This window comes from Lutibacter sp., assembly GCF_013041805.1.
Lineage (GTDB): Bacteria > Bacteroidota > Bacteroidia > Flavobacteriales > Flavobacteriaceae > Lutibacter.
This window is the reverse complement of sequence record NZ_JABDRI010000099.1, coordinates 1-14,384: the sequence shown is the minus strand read 5'-3', so window position 1 is coordinate 14,384 and position 14,384 is coordinate 1. Positions and strand designations below refer to the sequence as shown.

Below are 14,384 nucleotides of genomic sequence, written 5' to 3'. Positions count from 1 at the left end.
ACTAAACTTCCAATATGCAAAGAATCAGCAGTTGGATCAAATCCAATATAACCTGTAGTTTTATTTTTTAATAAGTATTCTTCAGTTTCAGGCATCATATCGTGTAACATGCCTCTCCAACGTAGTTCTTCAACAAAATTCATCTTCAAAATTTTTAATTTCAGCAAAGATAAAATTTTAGTTGTTAGTAACTACGTTTGCATTATAGTTTTTTAAATGGTAGACAATGTAAAATACCCAAACATTTTTTATACTTTCGTTTTATGATTTTAGTAACTGGAGGAACAGGTTTAGTGGGTGCACATTTATTGTATCACTTGTTGTTAGAGAATGACAAGGTAAAAGCTATTCATAGAAAAAATAGCGACTTGCAATCTGTAAAAATGGTTTTTAGCTATTATTCTGAAGATTTTGAGACTATTTTTAAAAGAATTGAATGGGTTGAGGCTGATATTTGTGACGTTTATTTATTAGAGAAAGCATTTATAAATGTAACAGAAGTTTATCATGCTGCTGCACTCATTTCTTTCGATCCAAAAGATTATAAATTATTGAGAAAAGTGAATATTGAAGGAACTTCAAATATCGTAAACCTTTGTATTGATCAAAAAATTAAAAAACTGTGTTTTGTTAGTTCTATTGCTACTATTGAAAAGGCTGTAAACAAAACAACAATTAATGAGGACGAAGATTGGAATCTTGAAAATAATAACTACGGATATGCCATTACTAAATACGGAGCAGAAATGGAAGTTTGGAGAGCTTCCCAGGAAGGTGTAGAGGTTGTAATTGTGAATCCTGGTATTATATTAGGAGCTGGTTTTTGGAAGAAAGGGCCAGGTGAATTATTTACTAAAATTAATAAAGGTTTAAAATTTTATTCAGAAGGTATTACAGGATACATTGCTGTTACTGATGTTGTAAACATAATGATACAGCTAATGAAGAGTTCTTTAAAAAACGAACGTTATATTTTGGTTTCTGAAAATAGAAGTTTTAAAGAAGTGTTTTTTCAAATTGCAGATAATCTTGATAAAAAAAGACCTTCAATTTTGGTAACACCTTTTATGAGTGAAATAGGTTGGCGTTTATTAAAAGTTGTTTCCATATTTACGAGAAGACCACCATTACTTACAAGTCACTCTGCCAAGTCTATTCAAAACACTTATTTTTATTCATCAGCTAAAATTAAAAAGGCTTTAAATTATGAGTTTGAACCTATAAACCAAACCATACAGAAGGTGTGTTTTTTGTATAAAAAGTAGTTTTATGCAACAATCATATCGACATATTATTGAAAAATGGACGAACCATCAATCGTTTGATGAAAAAATAATTACATTATTTGAGAAAGTTAGAGATATACCTTATGGTACTATTGACTCCAGAAACCCTTTTGAAGTTTTTAATAAAAATATGGGAACTTGTTCAGGAAAGCATGCGTTACTAAAGGGTTTATATATTGAACTTGGCCTAGAAGTTAAGGATTTTATTGTGATGCATACCTTCAATAATTTAGCTATTGAATACCCTAGAAATTTAAAAGATTTATTAGCTCAATCTACTGTTTTAGATCCGCATAATTTTTTAAAAATTAAAAGAAATAATGAATGGATTACAGTTGATGTAACTTGGGATCAACCATTAAAAAAACTAGGTTTCCCAATGAATGAAAACTGGGACGGAAGTTCGAATTTAAGTATTTTAGTAGCTGTTGAAAACGAAATTTTTCAAACTAATGATGTAGTTAATTTTAAAAGAGCACTCCTTGAAGACTTGACTACTTCAGCTCAAAAAGAACGGAAAATATTTTTAAAATTGTTTTCTAATTGGCTTTCAACTCAAAGATAATACATCTATTATTTTTGTGACATTAATTCCTTTTTTCAGTTGAAGTTCGGGGATCTAAAGTTAAACTACTATCTCTTTTTATAAATTCTCTTGAACGGATAGTTTTGCTATTTTTTAAAGAGTCTTTTTTAGCGTTTTTAATAGAGTCTAGATATTTATTCTCAAGATCATATTTTTCTTTTAAAGCTTTTAATCTCTGATTGACTTGTTCAAGAATTTCACTATACTCATCTATTTTAGAAGTGTAGTAGTAGTTACTTTCTTTAAACCGAATAGTATCAATTTTGTATTTTTCAAAAACTAGTGGAAAATAATTTATATTACGTTGTAAGTTTGTATTTTTTATATTATCCGCACCATCTGCTATTAAAATGTCGGTTAATAAATCAACCATTTCATCTTTTGGGATTAAATTTTTTGGTTTTTCTAATATTGTATTACTAGTACAAGAAGCAATAGCAACACACATAAGCAAGAAATAAATAAGTTTATTCATTTGTTCTGTTAAATAGTAATCGTTGTCCTTTCAGGCTTTTATGAAAGATTCTATTCTGATATGCCAAATGGCCATTTACGAAAGTATGAGTAATTTTTGAATAAAAAGTAGTACCTTCAAAAGGAGACCAACCGCATTTATATAAAATATTTTCTTTATTAACAGTCCAAGGAGATGCTATATCTACCAATACTAAATCGGCATAATACCCTACTTTAATAAACCCTCTTTTTTCTATTTTGAAGATTTTAGCAGGATTATGACACATTTTTTCAACAATTTTTTCAATAGAAATTTTTCCTTGACTATGCATTTTTAACAATGCAGGTAAGGCATGTTGAACAAGTGGTCCACCACTAGGAGCTTTAGTATAAACTTGAGCTTTTTCTTCTTTTGTGTGTGGAGCGTGATCTGTAGCAATTACATCAATTTTATCTTCTAATAATGCTTTCAAAAGACCTTCTTTATCTTTTTTGGTTTTAATTGCAGGGTTCCACTTTATATAAGTTCCTTTGGTTTTATAATCGCTATCGTCAAACCATAAATGATGTATGCAAACTTCAGCAGTAATTTGTTTTTTTTCTAAAGGAATATTATTCGTAAAAAGTTCAGTTTCTTTTGCTGTAGATAAGTGAAATACATGCAATCTAGCACCAGTTTTTTTAGCGAGCGCAATGGCTTTAGAAGATGATAAATAGCAAGCTTCTTCACTTCTAATTTTTGGATGTAATTCGATAGGAATATCATCTCCATATTCCTTTAAATAATTATCTAAATTATTTTTCACCGTTGTTTCATCTTCACAATGTACCGCAATAAGCATTTTTGTTGAAGAAAATATCTTTTCTAAAACTTCTTCATTATCAACAAGCATATCACCAGTAGAAGATCCTAAAAATAACTTAATACCGGCAACATTTGAAGGGTTAGTTTTTAATAATTCTTTTAAATTAGTATTTGTTCCGCCAAACATAAAAGAATAATTGGCGTAAGAACTATTAGCTGCAATTTCAAATTTTTTCTCCAATAATTCTTGTGTTGTTGCTTGCGGAACAGTATTAGGCATTTCAATAAATGAGGTAATTCCACCAGCAATAGCAGCTTTACTTTCACTTTCTATAGTGGCTTTGTGTGTTAAGCCAGGTTCGCGAAAATGAACTTGATCATCTATTAATCCAGGGATTAAGTATTTTCCTTCTGCATCTATTATTGTTGTATTTGCAGATTTTGAACTAATGGAACTATTTATTTCTTTAATATATTCTCCGTCAATTAAAACATCTCCTTCAACTATTTTTCCGTCGCTTACTATTTTCGCATTTTTTATAAGTGTTAAACTCATGGTATCTTTTTCTATTATTTTGGTAATTTTTGCAATCTCATTTTAATAACTCCAAATACTGCTTCAGAAATTATTGAGCCACTCATTTTTGAAGTTCCTCTTTTTCGGTCGGTAAAAATAACAGAAACTTCTTTATGTTTAAATTTTCTTTTCCAGGCTTTAAATTTCATTTCTATTTGAAAAGCATATCCTACAAATTTTATTTTATCTAAGTTAATGCGCTTTAGCACTTCACTTTTATAGCAAACAAAACCTGCCGTGGTATCAAAAATTGGGATTTGGGTGATAATTTTAACGTACTTTGAGGCGAAATAGGATAATAATAACCGCTTAATATCCCAATTAACTACATTAATTTTATTGTTTAAATATCTTGACCCTATTGAAAAGTCGGCTCCATCAATAGCACAAGCATTGTATAAATGTATTAAATCTTTTGGATTATGAGAAAAATCTGCATCCATTTCTATAATATAATTATAATCTTTCTTCAGAGCCCACTTAAAACCGTGGATATATGCAGCACCAAGGCCGTTTTTTTCCTTTCGTATTTCTATAAACAAATTAGGAAAATCACGTTGTAACTCTTTTACAATGTCAGAAGTGCCATCAGGAGAGCTATCATCAACAACTAAAATGTCAAATTGTTTATCTTGAGAAAAAACCGCCTTAATAATAGCATCAATATTTTCTTTTTCGTTGTATGTAGGAATAATGACAATAGTATTTGACATATAGAAAAATTATTTGGCAAAGATAAAACAAATTATCACTAATTTTGCGTTAAAATAATAGCTTATTAAATGTTTGAAGCAACTAAAATAATACATCAAAATAGTGATTGGATTACGCTTGTTTTAGTGTTTATTTTCAGTGTATTATCAATATCAAAATTATTTTTTAAAGATAAAATAAACTTTGTAAGTACATTTTTCTTCTCTCAAAATTACCTTTCTATACTTTATAGTAGAGATAAAAACAATATTATCAATTGGTTTCAAGGAGTATTTTTCATGAATCAGATACTAACATTATCCTTACTGTTATATTTGGGGAGTTTATATTTTAATATGCATATTGATCAGTTAAAAATCAATGATTTTTTATTGCTAACTTTAGGAGTAGGACTTTATTTTGCTCTTCGCTATTTAGTAGGATTTATTTTGGCATACCTGTTTAATTTTAAAAAAGAATTCAATAAAATAGCTTACTACAAAATAAGTTATATGAACAATATAATTTTATGGATATTACCTTTTATAGTTTTTAGTGTTTATATAAACCAATATAAGAATATAATAGTATCAATAACATTAGTAATTTTTTTATTGCTGTTACTTTTAAGATACATCCTTGTAATTATTAATAATAAAAAGCTCATTTTTAATAACTTATTTTATTTTATTTTGTACCTTTGCGCCCTTGAAATAGCACCGTTAATAATTATTTTGAAACTAACTATTTAGAGATAAAATTGAATAATATGAAAGTGAAAACAATACTAGTTTCTCAGCCAGCTCCAAAGACTGAGAATTCACCTTATTCAGAACTAATTGATAAACAAAAGGTTAAAATTGATTTTAGACCTTTTATTCATGTAGAAGGAGCTTCAGCAAAAGAAGTAAGAACTCAAAAAATTGATTTAAAAAATTATACTGCCATTATTTTAACAAGTAGGAATGCAGTTGATCATTTTTTTAGAATTGCCGAAGAAATGCGATTTACAGTACCGGACGAAATGAAATATTTTTGTGAATCTGAAGCAGTAGCTTACTATTTGCAGAAGTATGTAGTTTATCGTAAACGAAAAATTTATGTTGGAGGAAGAACATTTGAAGAACTTTCTAAGATTATAAAAAAGCATAAAGATGAAAAATTTCTATTACCTTCTTCTGACAAACTCAAGGATATAGTTCCATCAACACTAAATAAATTAGAACTAAATTGGGAAAGAGGTATTTTTTATAAAACTGTGGTAAGTGATTTATCAGATTTAACCGATGTGTTTTATGATATATTAGTGTTTTTTAGTCCTTCAGGGATAGATTCATTATTTAAAAACTTCCCAGAGTTTAAACAAAATAATACTAGAATTGCTGTGTTTGGAAATACAACAGTAGAAGCTGCTACAAAAGCAGGGTTAAATTGTAATATCAAAGCTCCAACACCAGAAACACCTTCAATGACTATGGCGTTAGAAAAATATATATGCCAAGTAAATAAAAAATAAAATACACACATAAATTTCATAAAAAAACCAAGCAAAGCTTGGTTTTTTTATGAAAATAAATTAGTGAAAATATCCTCAACTTTTGCAACCTTAACTATTTTGATTGCGCTACGGTTTTTACTAATTTTATTAAACTTTGAAATAAATATTTTATGAAAGCCTAACTTTTCGGCTTCTAAAATTCGTTGTTCAATCCTATTTACAGGCCTAATTTCACCAGCTAATCCAATTTCAGCAGCAAAACAATAATCCTGTGGAATTGCCATATCTTCATTTGATGATAAAATGGAAACTATTACCGCCAAATCAATTGCAGGATCATCAACTTTTATACCTCCTGCAATATTCAAAAACACATCTTTTGCGCCTAATCTAAATCCAGCACGTTTTTCTAACACAGCCAGTAACATATTTAAGCGTTTGGTATCATAACCTGTAGCAGAGCGCTGTGGAGTTCCATAGACAGCTGTGCTAACCAACGCTTGCACTTCAATCATTAAAGGACGAACACCTTCTAAGGTAGCTGCTATCGCAGTACCACTTAAATCGTCTTCTTTTTGAGAAATTAAAATTTCAGATGGATTTTCAACTTCTCGTAAACCAACATTTAACATTTCATAAATACCCAATTCAGCGGTTGAACCAAATCGATTTTTATTTGCTCGTAATATTCTGTAAGTATGGTTTCTATCACCTTCAAATTGCAAAACTACATCTACCATATGTTCTAAGATTTTAGGACCTGCAATATTACCGTCTTTAGTAATATGACCTATTAAAAGTACTGGTGTTGCCGTTTCTTTTGCAAATTTTATAAGCTCGGCAGTGGTTTCTCTAATTTGAGAAATAGAGCCTGGGGAAGCTTCAATATATTCAGTGTACAATGTTTGAATAGAATCTATTACAACAACTTCGGGTTGTACCTCTTCTATTGCTCTAAAAATATTTTGTGTATTTGTTTCGGTTAAAATTAAACAATTTGTGTGTAAACTTTGTAGGCGCTCTGCACGCATTTTAATTTGTGATTGGCTTTCTTCACCCGAAACGTATAGTACTTTTTTAGGAATAGTTAATGCAATTTGAAGCAATAATGTAGACTTTCCAATGCCTGGTTCTCCACCTAATAGAAGCATAGATCCTTTTACCAATCCACCACCTAAAACCCTATTGAATTCATTATTCTTTGTAGAAATTCTATCCTCTTTATTTATAGATATTTCACTAATATTTAGAGCTTTACTATTTGTTTTTTTAGTAGAATTTTGTTTCCAGTTCCTTTTTTCTTCTTTTTGAATTATTTCTTCAACAATGGTATTCCATTCCTTACAAGAAGTACATTGTCCTAGCCATTTTGCATACTGAGAACCACAGTTTTGACAAAAAAAAGTTGTTTTTGCTTTCGCCATTTTTTTAGAATTGTAAGTAGTAAAGATAGAAAGAAAACCTTTTATTTTTGGTATTTATTATAAATTGGGAGTAATAAAAAAGATAACCCACCAAATATAATTACCATAATAGTTTGTGCTGTCCACATAATCCAACCGAAAGCTCGTGCGGGATTGTCCTCAACATTATATAAAATAAGGGCGCTTGCAACAAATACGGGATAGGTTCCTAAACCTCCATTTGTTAAAGCCATACTTAGACCACCAACAACAAAACCAACAATAATAGCAGGGAACGGAAGGTTAGTTGTTTCAGGTAAAGCAAATGTAACTGAATAAAACATTAGTACGTACATAACCCATATAAAAATGGTATGGAAGATAAATTTCCATTTTTTCTTCATATTAAAAATACTCTTAACACCATCTAATAAATCATTTACAAATGACATGATTTTTATAGCAATTCCATTTTTTGATTTTTTTAAAAATGTATAAGCAACAAATGCAATTACTGGAAATACTACAAAAATCAAAATTTTAGAATAAATGCTACTTTTTTCCCCATCTTTAAAAATGTAACTACTAATTAATTCGGTTTGTAAAAAAAACGCAACTCCAATAATTCCAAATAACATAATTACATCTGCAACTCTTTCTGCAACTATGGTTCCGAAAGCTTTTTTAAAAGGAATATTTTCATATTTTTTTATGCTTGCTGCTCGCGCAACTTCTCCAGATCTTGGAATTGCTAGGTTTAATAGGTAAGCAATTAAAACCGACATAATACTATTTGCTAACTTCGGTTTATACCCTAAGGGCTCTAGTAAAAATTGCCAACGATATGCGCGCGATAAATGGCTTAAAGCACCAAAAAATAGAGATAATAATACCCACCAATAATTTGCCGTTTTAAAGGATGTTTTAATGGATTGAATATCGCTTTGTGAAAGTTTAGAAAGAGAGTACCAAATTAAAAAAACTCCCAAAGCAATTGGGAGTGTGATAAAACTTATTTTTTTTAGTTTTTGAATCAAACTTAGGTTAGTGAATTATCATTTTCATTTGGAAAAATAAGAGAAGGTTTAAAATGTTTCGCTTCCTCAAAGTCCATGATACCATAACTAATAATAATTACAATATCACCTTTAGCTACTTTTCGGGCAGCTGGGCCATTTAAGGTAATTTCTCCACTTTTCCTAGGGCCTGGGATTGCATATGTTTCAAGGCGTTCACCATTGTTAATGTTTACAATTTGAACTTTTTCTCCTTGAATAATATTTGATGCATCCATTAAGTCTTCATCAATAGTTATACTGCCAATATACTGTAAATCAGCTCCTGTAACTTTAACTCTGTGAATTTTAGATTTTACTACTTCTATTTGCATGGTGCAAAATTAATAATTTTGTGTTAATGTATTTACATTTATAGACTTATATTATCAATAAGCCTAATTTTCCCGGCAAAAACAGCAATAAATGCCCTGTATTTTTGCTTTGGTTCTTTATTTTTGATTGATTGAAGTGTCGCTTCATCTGCAATTTCAAAATATTCTAGCTCTAATAATGGTTGATTCTTAAATTCATTTTCAACCCATTGTACAACATCATGAGCACTTATTGTGCCAAACTTAATTTTAGCTTTTTTTAAAGTTTGGTAAATAAATGGGCTAGCGTTTCTATACTCTTCTGTGAGTCTTGAGTTTCTAGAACTCATAGCTAAACCATCATTTTCCCTAAAAATGTCACATCCAATAATTTTTACTGGTATATGGTGTTTTTGAACTAGTTTTCTAATGATTTGCAATTGTTGAAAGTCTTTTTCGCCAAAATATGCTTTATGTGGAGTAACAATTTCAAATAAACGTTTAACAATAGTCCCAACACCATTAAAATGCCCATCTCTAAATTTGCCTTCCATTTGATGTTCTAATCCATCAAAATCAAATACTTGTGATTTAATATTATTACTATAAATTTCTTCAGCAGTTGGCGTAAAAACCAAATCACAATAAACAGATTTTAATAAAGATAAATCTGTATCTATAGTTTTTGGATAATTTATTAAATCTTCTTGTTTATTGAATTGAGTTGGATTTACAAAAATGCTTACAACTACAATGTCATTTTCTTTTTTCGCTTGTTTTATAAGTGATAAATGACCCTTGTGAAGTGCTCCCATTGTTGGTACAAACCCAATAGAAGCTCCCTTTTTTAACGAATTAATTTTTTGTTGTACAGATTTTATTTTAGCAAAAACTAACATATAGTATTGTTAATAAACGTTAAAAGCTTGCAAACTTACGTCTTTCAAGCTAAATTCTACATAAATTTTCGTAATTTTGCATATTCTTTAAATATAGAGTTGATTTATGAAAGATAAGAGAGTATTGGTTGTTTCTTCAGAAGTAGTGCCTTATTTACCCGAAAATGAATTGTCAACGACTTCATTTGAAACGGCAAAAATGATTCACGCAAGTGGTGGTCAAACCCGAATTTTTATGCCGAGATATGGTTTAATTAATGAAAGAAGGCACCAATTGCACGAAGTAATTCGTTTATCAGGTATGAATTTAGTAATTAATGACATGGATATGCCGTTAATTATAAAAGTAGCATCAATACCTAAAGAAAGAATGCAGGTCTATTTTATAGATAATGACGAGTATTTTAAAAGAAAAGCATTGTTTTCTGATGAAGACAATAATATGTTTGCTGATAATGATGAGCGCGCAATATTTTTTGCAAAGGGAGTTGTAGAAACTGTTAAAAAATTAAATTGGGCCCCAGATATTATTCACGTGCACGGATGGATGGCTTCATTATTACCCTTGTATATTAAAGAATATTACAAAGACGATCCTTTGTTTGCAGAAAGTAAAATTGTAACATCAGTTTATAACAATAGTTTTGAAGGTGAATTAAACCCTAATTTCCATAAAAAAATTAAGTTTGATGACATCGATGAATCAAAAATTGAAACAATTTCCAACCCAAACTATATCAATATATTAAAAAACGCAATTGAAAATTCAGATGCTCTAATCAAGGCTAGTGAGGAATTACCTTCTGAGCTAGAAGAATTTTTAAGTACTAGTGAAAAACCTGTATTAGATTATTTTCATATAAGTGAATTTGATACTGCATATACAGAATTTTACCTTAGTAAAGTTTTATAGTTTAATCATAAAAAATCAAAAATTATATATGACAACTAAAGTTGTAAAAGTATTAAAATACTTAGGGCTATTCTCAATAGTATTTTTTACAATAATTTCTTGTGAAAAAGAAATAGAAAGTATAGGTGTAAATCTTGTTGATAATAATAATTTTGATACAAATAAATTAACAACAGAAGTAATAACAGAGAACGAAAATGTTGAGCGAGTTATTTCAAATGGAGTTCCTCAATACTTACTAGGAGTCTATTCTGATATTGAATTTGGAAAATTAAAAGCATCTATAGTATCTCAGTTAACACTTCCGTTAACAGTTGATGGTTATGATTATGGAACAAATGCATCGATAGATTCGGTATTAATTGATATTCCATACCAATCAACTGCGTCTTTAGAAAATTACAGCGACGGAAAGCCTAAATTTGAATTAGATTCTGTTTTTGGTGATGCATCTACAGAATTTCAGTTAAAAGTGTATGAATTAAAAACGTTTTTAAATACGCTAGACCCAGAAGATCCAACGAAAAGTGCTACTTATTATTCAGATAAAGAATTCATGAAAGCTGATACACCTTTATTTGTAGATAATTTTAAAGTAAATCCAGATGATACGGTAACCTATATTAAAAGATATATGCCAGATGGATCTGTATATGCAATTGATACACTTAAAAAGATAGGCATAACTCCTTCAATTAAAATTCCATTAAATGAAACAATGATTCAACAACTTTTTGTTGATAACGCATCTAGTGCAGAATTTTCATCTGAATTTGATTTTCAACATTATTTCAGAGGCCTATACATAGAAGCTGAAGAATTGTTGAATGATCAATCACACATCATATCATTAGATATGTCAAATGCGAATATGACCATTTATTACTCTAACGACGAGGATGAAGGCGAAGGTGTTGATTTAAATGATAATGGAATTACGGGTGAACAAGGTGTTAGAATTTCACAAGAATATGTATTTACGTTAGGTACTATTAGATCTAATGTTTTTAAAAGAGATGATACAACTAGCAAAGCTAGTGGAGAAGATAGATTATATGTGCAAGGCGCAGCTGGATCGATTGCAAAATTAGAGATATTGAGTTCAGAAAACATAGTAGATTTACAAAACAGTAATTGGTTAATTACAGATGCAAGTTTAACTATTTATGTTGACCAGAATGCTTCTAGTGATATTGTTCCTGAACAACTTTTTGTTTATAATTATGATGAAAACTCACAGTTATTAGATATGCTTACTGAAGGAATAACCTCAATTGGAGGTTCATTAGAAAGAGATGATGATGGAAAACCGTATAGATATGTTTTTAAAATAACCGATTATATTTCTGAACTTTTAACATCAGATGAACCTTTAGATTTAGTTACACTAGGTTTAAAAGTTTATGAAATAACAGATACTCCCTCTTCTTTTGCTGATACGGCAATTAAAAATTTTAGTTGGAGCCCAAAAGGAGTTGTTTTGTATGGAAATGATTTAAATGCAGGAGATAAAAAACCAACATTTGAAATTTCATACGCTGAAATTAATAATTAATTTAATTTACTAGTATGTGTGGTATTGCAGGGTATTTAGGTTTTAGAGAAGCATATCCAATTGTAATCAATGGATTACAACGACTAGAATATAGAGGTTACGACAGTGCTGGAATAGTTCTAGTGAATGAAGATAAATTAACAATTCACAAAACAAAAGGGAAAGTTTCTGATTTAAAGGAATTAGTTATTAATAAAAATACAGAAGCTAATTTAGCCTTAGGGCATACACGTTGGGCAACCCATGGGATTCCAAATAATATAAATTCACATCCACATATTTCAAATTCAGGAAATTTAGTAATCGTACACAATGGAATTATTGAAAATTACAATACCTTAAAAAAAGAGCTATTAACAAGAGGATATACATTTCAAAGTGAAACAGATACTGAAGTTTTAGTTAATTTAATTGAAGAAGTTAAAACTAGGAAAAACTGTAAATTAGGAAAAGCAGTTCAATTAGCTTTAAAAAGTGTGGTTGGAGCATATGCAATCGCGGTAGTTGATGTAAATGCAACAGATGAAGTAATTGTTGCTCGTTTAGGAAGCCCAATAGCCATAGGTATAGGAGCTAATAATAGTGAGTTTTTTGTTGCCTCTGATGCATCACCTTTTATTGAATATACGAAAGATGCCGTGTATTTAGAAGATGGGGAATTGGCTATTATAAAGAAAGAAGAAGATATTGTAATTCGAAAAATAAATGATGATTCTCTTGTTGAACCTGACATTCAAGAACTTCAACTTAATTTAGAACAAATTGAAAAAGGTGGATATGACCACTTCATGTTAAAAGAAATTCATGAACAACCTAATGCAATTCTAGATACCTATAGAGGAAGACTCCTAGTAGATCAAGACATTATTAAAATGGGAAGTGTTGATAATAACATAGCCAAATTTTTGAATGCAAAACGTATCATAATTGTCGCATGTGGAACTTCTTGGCATGCTGGTTTAGTTGCTGAATATTTATTTGAGGATTTAGCGCGTATTCCAGTAGAAGTTGAGTATGCATCGGAATTTAGATATAGAAATCCAATAATTAATAAAGATGATGTTGTTATTGCTATATCTCAATCAGGAGAAACAGCCGATACGTTGGCGGCAATAAAATTGGCTAAATCACATGGAGCTTTTGTCTTTGGAGTGTGTAATGTGGTTGGTTCATCTATCGCAAGAGAAACAGATACAGGAGCTTATACACATGCCGGTCCCGAGATTGGTGTTGCTTCCACGAAAGCATTTACAACTCAAATTACAGTACTTACTTTAATTGCATTAAAATTGGGAAATTTAAAAGGAGAGCTTTCGAATTCACAATTTCATAAGTATATTCAAGAAATGAGTTTAATTCCTTCAAAAGTAGCGGAAACTTTAAAAGTGAATGCTATTGTTGAAGAAATAGCAGCAATTTATAAAGATGCTCCAAATTGTTTGTATTTAGGAAGAGGTTATAATTTCCCAGTTGCACTAGAAGGAGCTTTAAAATTGAAAGAAATATCATATATTCATGCAGAAGGTTACCCAGCTGCAGAAATGAAACACGGACCTATTGCTCTTATTGATGAATCTATGCCAGTTGTGGTTATTGCAACAAAAAAAGGGCATTACGATAAAGTGGTTAGTAATATTCAAGAAATAAAATCAAGGAAAGGAAAAATTATAGCTGTTGTTACAGAAGGTGATACTATTGTAAAAGACCTAGCTGACCATACCATAGAAATTCCTTTTTCAGAAGAAGCATTTACACCTTTATTAGCAACAATACCATTACAATTGCTTTCTTATCATATTGCAGTTATGAGAGGTTGCAATGTAGACCAACCAAGAAATTTGGCAAAATCCGTTACGGTGGAGTAAAAGAAAAAAAATAAAAAAAGCGCCATTGAAAAATGGCGTTTTTTTTATTTTAGAGCATCATGAATCATTGTAATAGCACCATTATTCCAAATAGATAAAATATCAGTTGCTACTTGAGCACCACTTCCTGCAGCAATTGCATACTGACTGATATATCCTGCTAAAACCCCAGCAACAAAAATACCCTCATCAACCTTATGGTTAGTGTTTTTAAGCATAATTCGTTCCTTTTGTGGAGGTAAATTATGATGAGGTATTACATATTGATTTAAACCTTTAATATTAAATAAGTTAGAAGGTCCTACCGCAACCACAATTTGAGAAGTTGAATAACTATTTTTATTTGTAACAACAGTAATTAAATGTTCTTCTTTTTTTATTTCAAGAACTTTTTCTTTTTCAATTTGTTCAATTTCAGGATATAACTCGGTAAGTTGGTTGAGTCCTTTTGATAGAATTTCATCTCCAGTAGTTCCCTT

At 29.9% G+C, this 14,384-nt stretch carries 15 protein-coding genes and 1 pseudogene; 7 read left to right on the top strand and 9 right to left on the bottom strand.

What is annotated here, in order from left to right:
• Positions 1-149: pseudogene (locus tag HKP59_RS11890) on the bottom strand (tyrosine--tRNA ligase); the annotation flags it as partial.
• Positions 150-263: 114 nt separating this feature from the next.
• Between HKP59_RS11890 and HKP59_RS11885 the strand changes: the two are divergent.
• Both HKP59_RS11885 and HKP59_RS11880 read left to right on the top strand, forming a co-directional pair.
• Positions 264-1,265, top strand: coding sequence for an SDR family oxidoreductase (locus HKP59_RS11885; protein WP_291807197.1), 1,002 nt, complete (start codon positions 264-266; stop codon positions 1,263-1,265).
• A gap of 4 nt (positions 1,266-1,269) precedes the next feature.
• Entirely contained in the window at positions 1,270-1,851 is a 582-nt protein-coding gene (locus tag HKP59_RS11880) for a hypothetical protein (RefSeq protein ID WP_291807194.1), read from the top strand.
• Positions 1,852-1,873: 22 nt separating this feature from the next.
• Here the strand turns inward: HKP59_RS11880 and HKP59_RS11875 are convergent, their stop codons facing one another.
• From HKP59_RS11875 to HKP59_RS11865, 3 genes are read right to left on the bottom strand one after another with little or no spacing between them, the layout of a single operon-like run.
• On the bottom strand, positions 1,874-2,347 hold the full coding sequence (locus tag HKP59_RS11875) for a DUF4296 domain-containing protein (protein ID WP_291807193.1): 474 nt from the start codon (positions 2,345-2,347) through the stop codon (positions 1,874-1,876).
• Positions 2,340-3,689 (bottom strand): dihydroorotase, encoded by a 1,350-nt coding sequence (locus HKP59_RS11870; protein WP_291807190.1) that lies wholly within the window; start codon positions 3,687-3,689, stop codon positions 2,340-2,342. Before HKP59_RS11870 ends, HKP59_RS11875 begins: the two co-directional genes overlap by 8 nt.
• A 14-nt stretch (positions 3,690-3,703) precedes the next feature.
• Positions 3,704-4,423, bottom strand: a complete 720-nt coding sequence (locus tag HKP59_RS11865; RefSeq protein WP_291807188.1) for a polyprenol monophosphomannose synthase — start codon at positions 4,421-4,423, stop codon at positions 3,704-3,706.
• A 69-nt stretch (positions 4,424-4,492) separates the two neighbouring features.
• Here HKP59_RS11865 and HKP59_RS11860 point away from each other — a divergent pair, with 69 nt between their 5' ends.
• Both HKP59_RS11860 and HKP59_RS11855 read left to right on the top strand, forming a co-directional pair.
• Positions 4,493-5,155: a DUF4271 domain-containing protein gene (locus HKP59_RS11860; RefSeq protein ID WP_291807185.1), complete on the top strand. Its 663-nt coding sequence runs from the start codon at positions 4,493-4,495 to the stop codon at positions 5,153-5,155.
• Positions 5,156-5,172: 17 nt separating this feature from the next.
• Complete coding sequence (locus HKP59_RS11855) at positions 5,173-5,919, top strand: uroporphyrinogen-III synthase (RefSeq protein ID WP_291807183.1); 747 nt, start codon at positions 5,173-5,175, stop codon at positions 5,917-5,919.
• Between the two features lie 47 nt (positions 5,920-5,966).
• Here HKP59_RS11855 and radA read toward each other — a convergent pair whose 3' ends face one another.
• Genes radA through panC form a run of 4 tightly spaced genes read right to left on the bottom strand, consistent with a single transcriptional unit; the run spans position 5,967 to position 9,572 of the window.
• Positions 5,967-7,325, bottom strand: coding sequence for a DNA repair protein RadA (gene radA, locus HKP59_RS11850; RefSeq protein WP_291807181.1), 1,359 nt, complete (start codon positions 7,323-7,325; stop codon positions 5,967-5,969).
• A gap of 41 nt (positions 7,326-7,366) precedes the next feature.
• Positions 7,367-8,341: a lysylphosphatidylglycerol synthase transmembrane domain-containing protein gene (locus HKP59_RS11845; protein WP_291807178.1), complete on the bottom strand. Its 975-nt coding sequence runs from the start codon at positions 8,339-8,341 to the stop codon at positions 7,367-7,369.
• 2 nt (positions 8,342-8,343) lie between these two features.
• A complete protein-coding gene (panD, locus tag HKP59_RS11840; protein WP_291807176.1) occupies positions 8,344-8,694 on the bottom strand; it encodes an aspartate 1-decarboxylase in 351 nt (116 codons plus the stop codon).
• Between the two features lie 38 nt (positions 8,695-8,732).
• Complete coding sequence (panC, locus tag HKP59_RS11835) at positions 8,733-9,572, bottom strand: pantoate--beta-alanine ligase (RefSeq protein WP_291807175.1); 840 nt, start codon at positions 9,570-9,572, stop codon at positions 8,733-8,735.
• Positions 9,573-9,678: 106 nt separating this feature from the next.
• On the opposite strand from panC, the gene HKP59_RS11830 reads away from it, so the two are divergent.
• Genes HKP59_RS11830 through glmS form a run of 3 tightly spaced genes read left to right on the top strand, consistent with a single transcriptional unit; the run spans position 9,679 to position 13,905 of the window.
• Positions 9,679-10,485: a glycogen/starch synthase gene (locus tag HKP59_RS11830; protein WP_291807173.1), complete on the top strand. Its 807-nt coding sequence runs from the start codon at positions 9,679-9,681 to the stop codon at positions 10,483-10,485.
• A gap of 28 nt (positions 10,486-10,513) precedes the next feature.
• Positions 10,514-12,040 (top strand): DUF4270 domain-containing protein, encoded by a 1,527-nt coding sequence (locus HKP59_RS11825; RefSeq protein ID WP_291807171.1) that lies wholly within the window; start codon positions 10,514-10,516, stop codon positions 12,038-12,040.
• Between the two features lie 14 nt (positions 12,041-12,054).
• Positions 12,055-13,905: a glutamine--fructose-6-phosphate transaminase (isomerizing) gene (glmS, locus tag HKP59_RS11820; RefSeq protein ID WP_291807169.1), complete on the top strand. Its 1,851-nt coding sequence runs from the start codon at positions 12,055-12,057 to the stop codon at positions 13,903-13,905.
• Positions 13,906-13,949: 44 nt separating this feature from the next.
• On the opposite strand, the gene HKP59_RS11815 is transcribed toward glmS, so the two are convergent.
• Positions 13,950-14,384 (bottom strand): NAD(P)/FAD-dependent oxidoreductase (locus tag HKP59_RS11815; protein WP_291807168.1); only part of this gene is annotated, 435 nt, incomplete at its 5' end.

What these genes read in the sequence shown, in the direction of transcription:
- HKP59_RS11885 (WP_291807197.1), top strand. Translation starts at nt 264, where the DNA reads ATGATTTTAGTAACTGGAGGAACAGGTTTAGTGGGTGCACATTTATTG.
- HKP59_RS11880 (WP_291807194.1), top strand. Translation starts at nt 1,270, where the DNA reads ATGCAACAATCATATCGACATATTATTGAAAAATGGACGAACCATCAA.
- HKP59_RS11875 (WP_291807193.1), bottom strand. Translation starts at nt 2,347, where the DNA reads ATGAATAAACTTATTTATTTCTTGCTTATGTGTGTTGCTATTGCTTCT.
- HKP59_RS11870 (WP_291807190.1), bottom strand. Translation starts at nt 3,689, where the DNA reads ATGAGTTTAACACTTATAAAAAATGCGAAAATAGTAAGCGACGGAAAA.
- HKP59_RS11865 (WP_291807188.1), bottom strand. Translation starts at nt 4,423, where the DNA reads ATGTCAAATACTATTGTCATTATTCCTACATACAACGAAAAAGAAAAT.
- HKP59_RS11860 (WP_291807185.1), top strand. Translation starts at nt 4,493, where the DNA reads ATGTTTGAAGCAACTAAAATAATACATCAAAATAGTGATTGGATTACG.
- HKP59_RS11855 (WP_291807183.1), top strand. Translation starts at nt 5,173, where the DNA reads ATGAAAGTGAAAACAATACTAGTTTCTCAGCCAGCTCCAAAGACTGAG.
- radA (WP_291807181.1), bottom strand. Translation starts at nt 7,325, where the DNA reads ATGGCGAAAGCAAAAACAACTTTTTTTTGTCAAAACTGTGGTTCTCAG.
- panD (WP_291807176.1), bottom strand. Translation starts at nt 8,694, where the DNA reads ATGCAAATAGAAGTAGTAAAATCTAAAATTCACAGAGTTAAAGTTACA.
- panC (WP_291807175.1), bottom strand. Translation starts at nt 9,572, where the DNA reads ATGTTAGTTTTTGCTAAAATAAAATCTGTACAACAAAAAATTAATTCG.
- HKP59_RS11830 (WP_291807173.1), top strand. Translation starts at nt 9,679, where the DNA reads ATGAAAGATAAGAGAGTATTGGTTGTTTCTTCAGAAGTAGTGCCTTAT.
- HKP59_RS11825 (WP_291807171.1), top strand. Translation starts at nt 10,514, where the DNA reads ATGACAACTAAAGTTGTAAAAGTATTAAAATACTTAGGGCTATTCTCA.
- glmS (WP_291807169.1), top strand. Translation starts at nt 12,055, where the DNA reads ATGTGTGGTATTGCAGGGTATTTAGGTTTTAGAGAAGCATATCCAATT.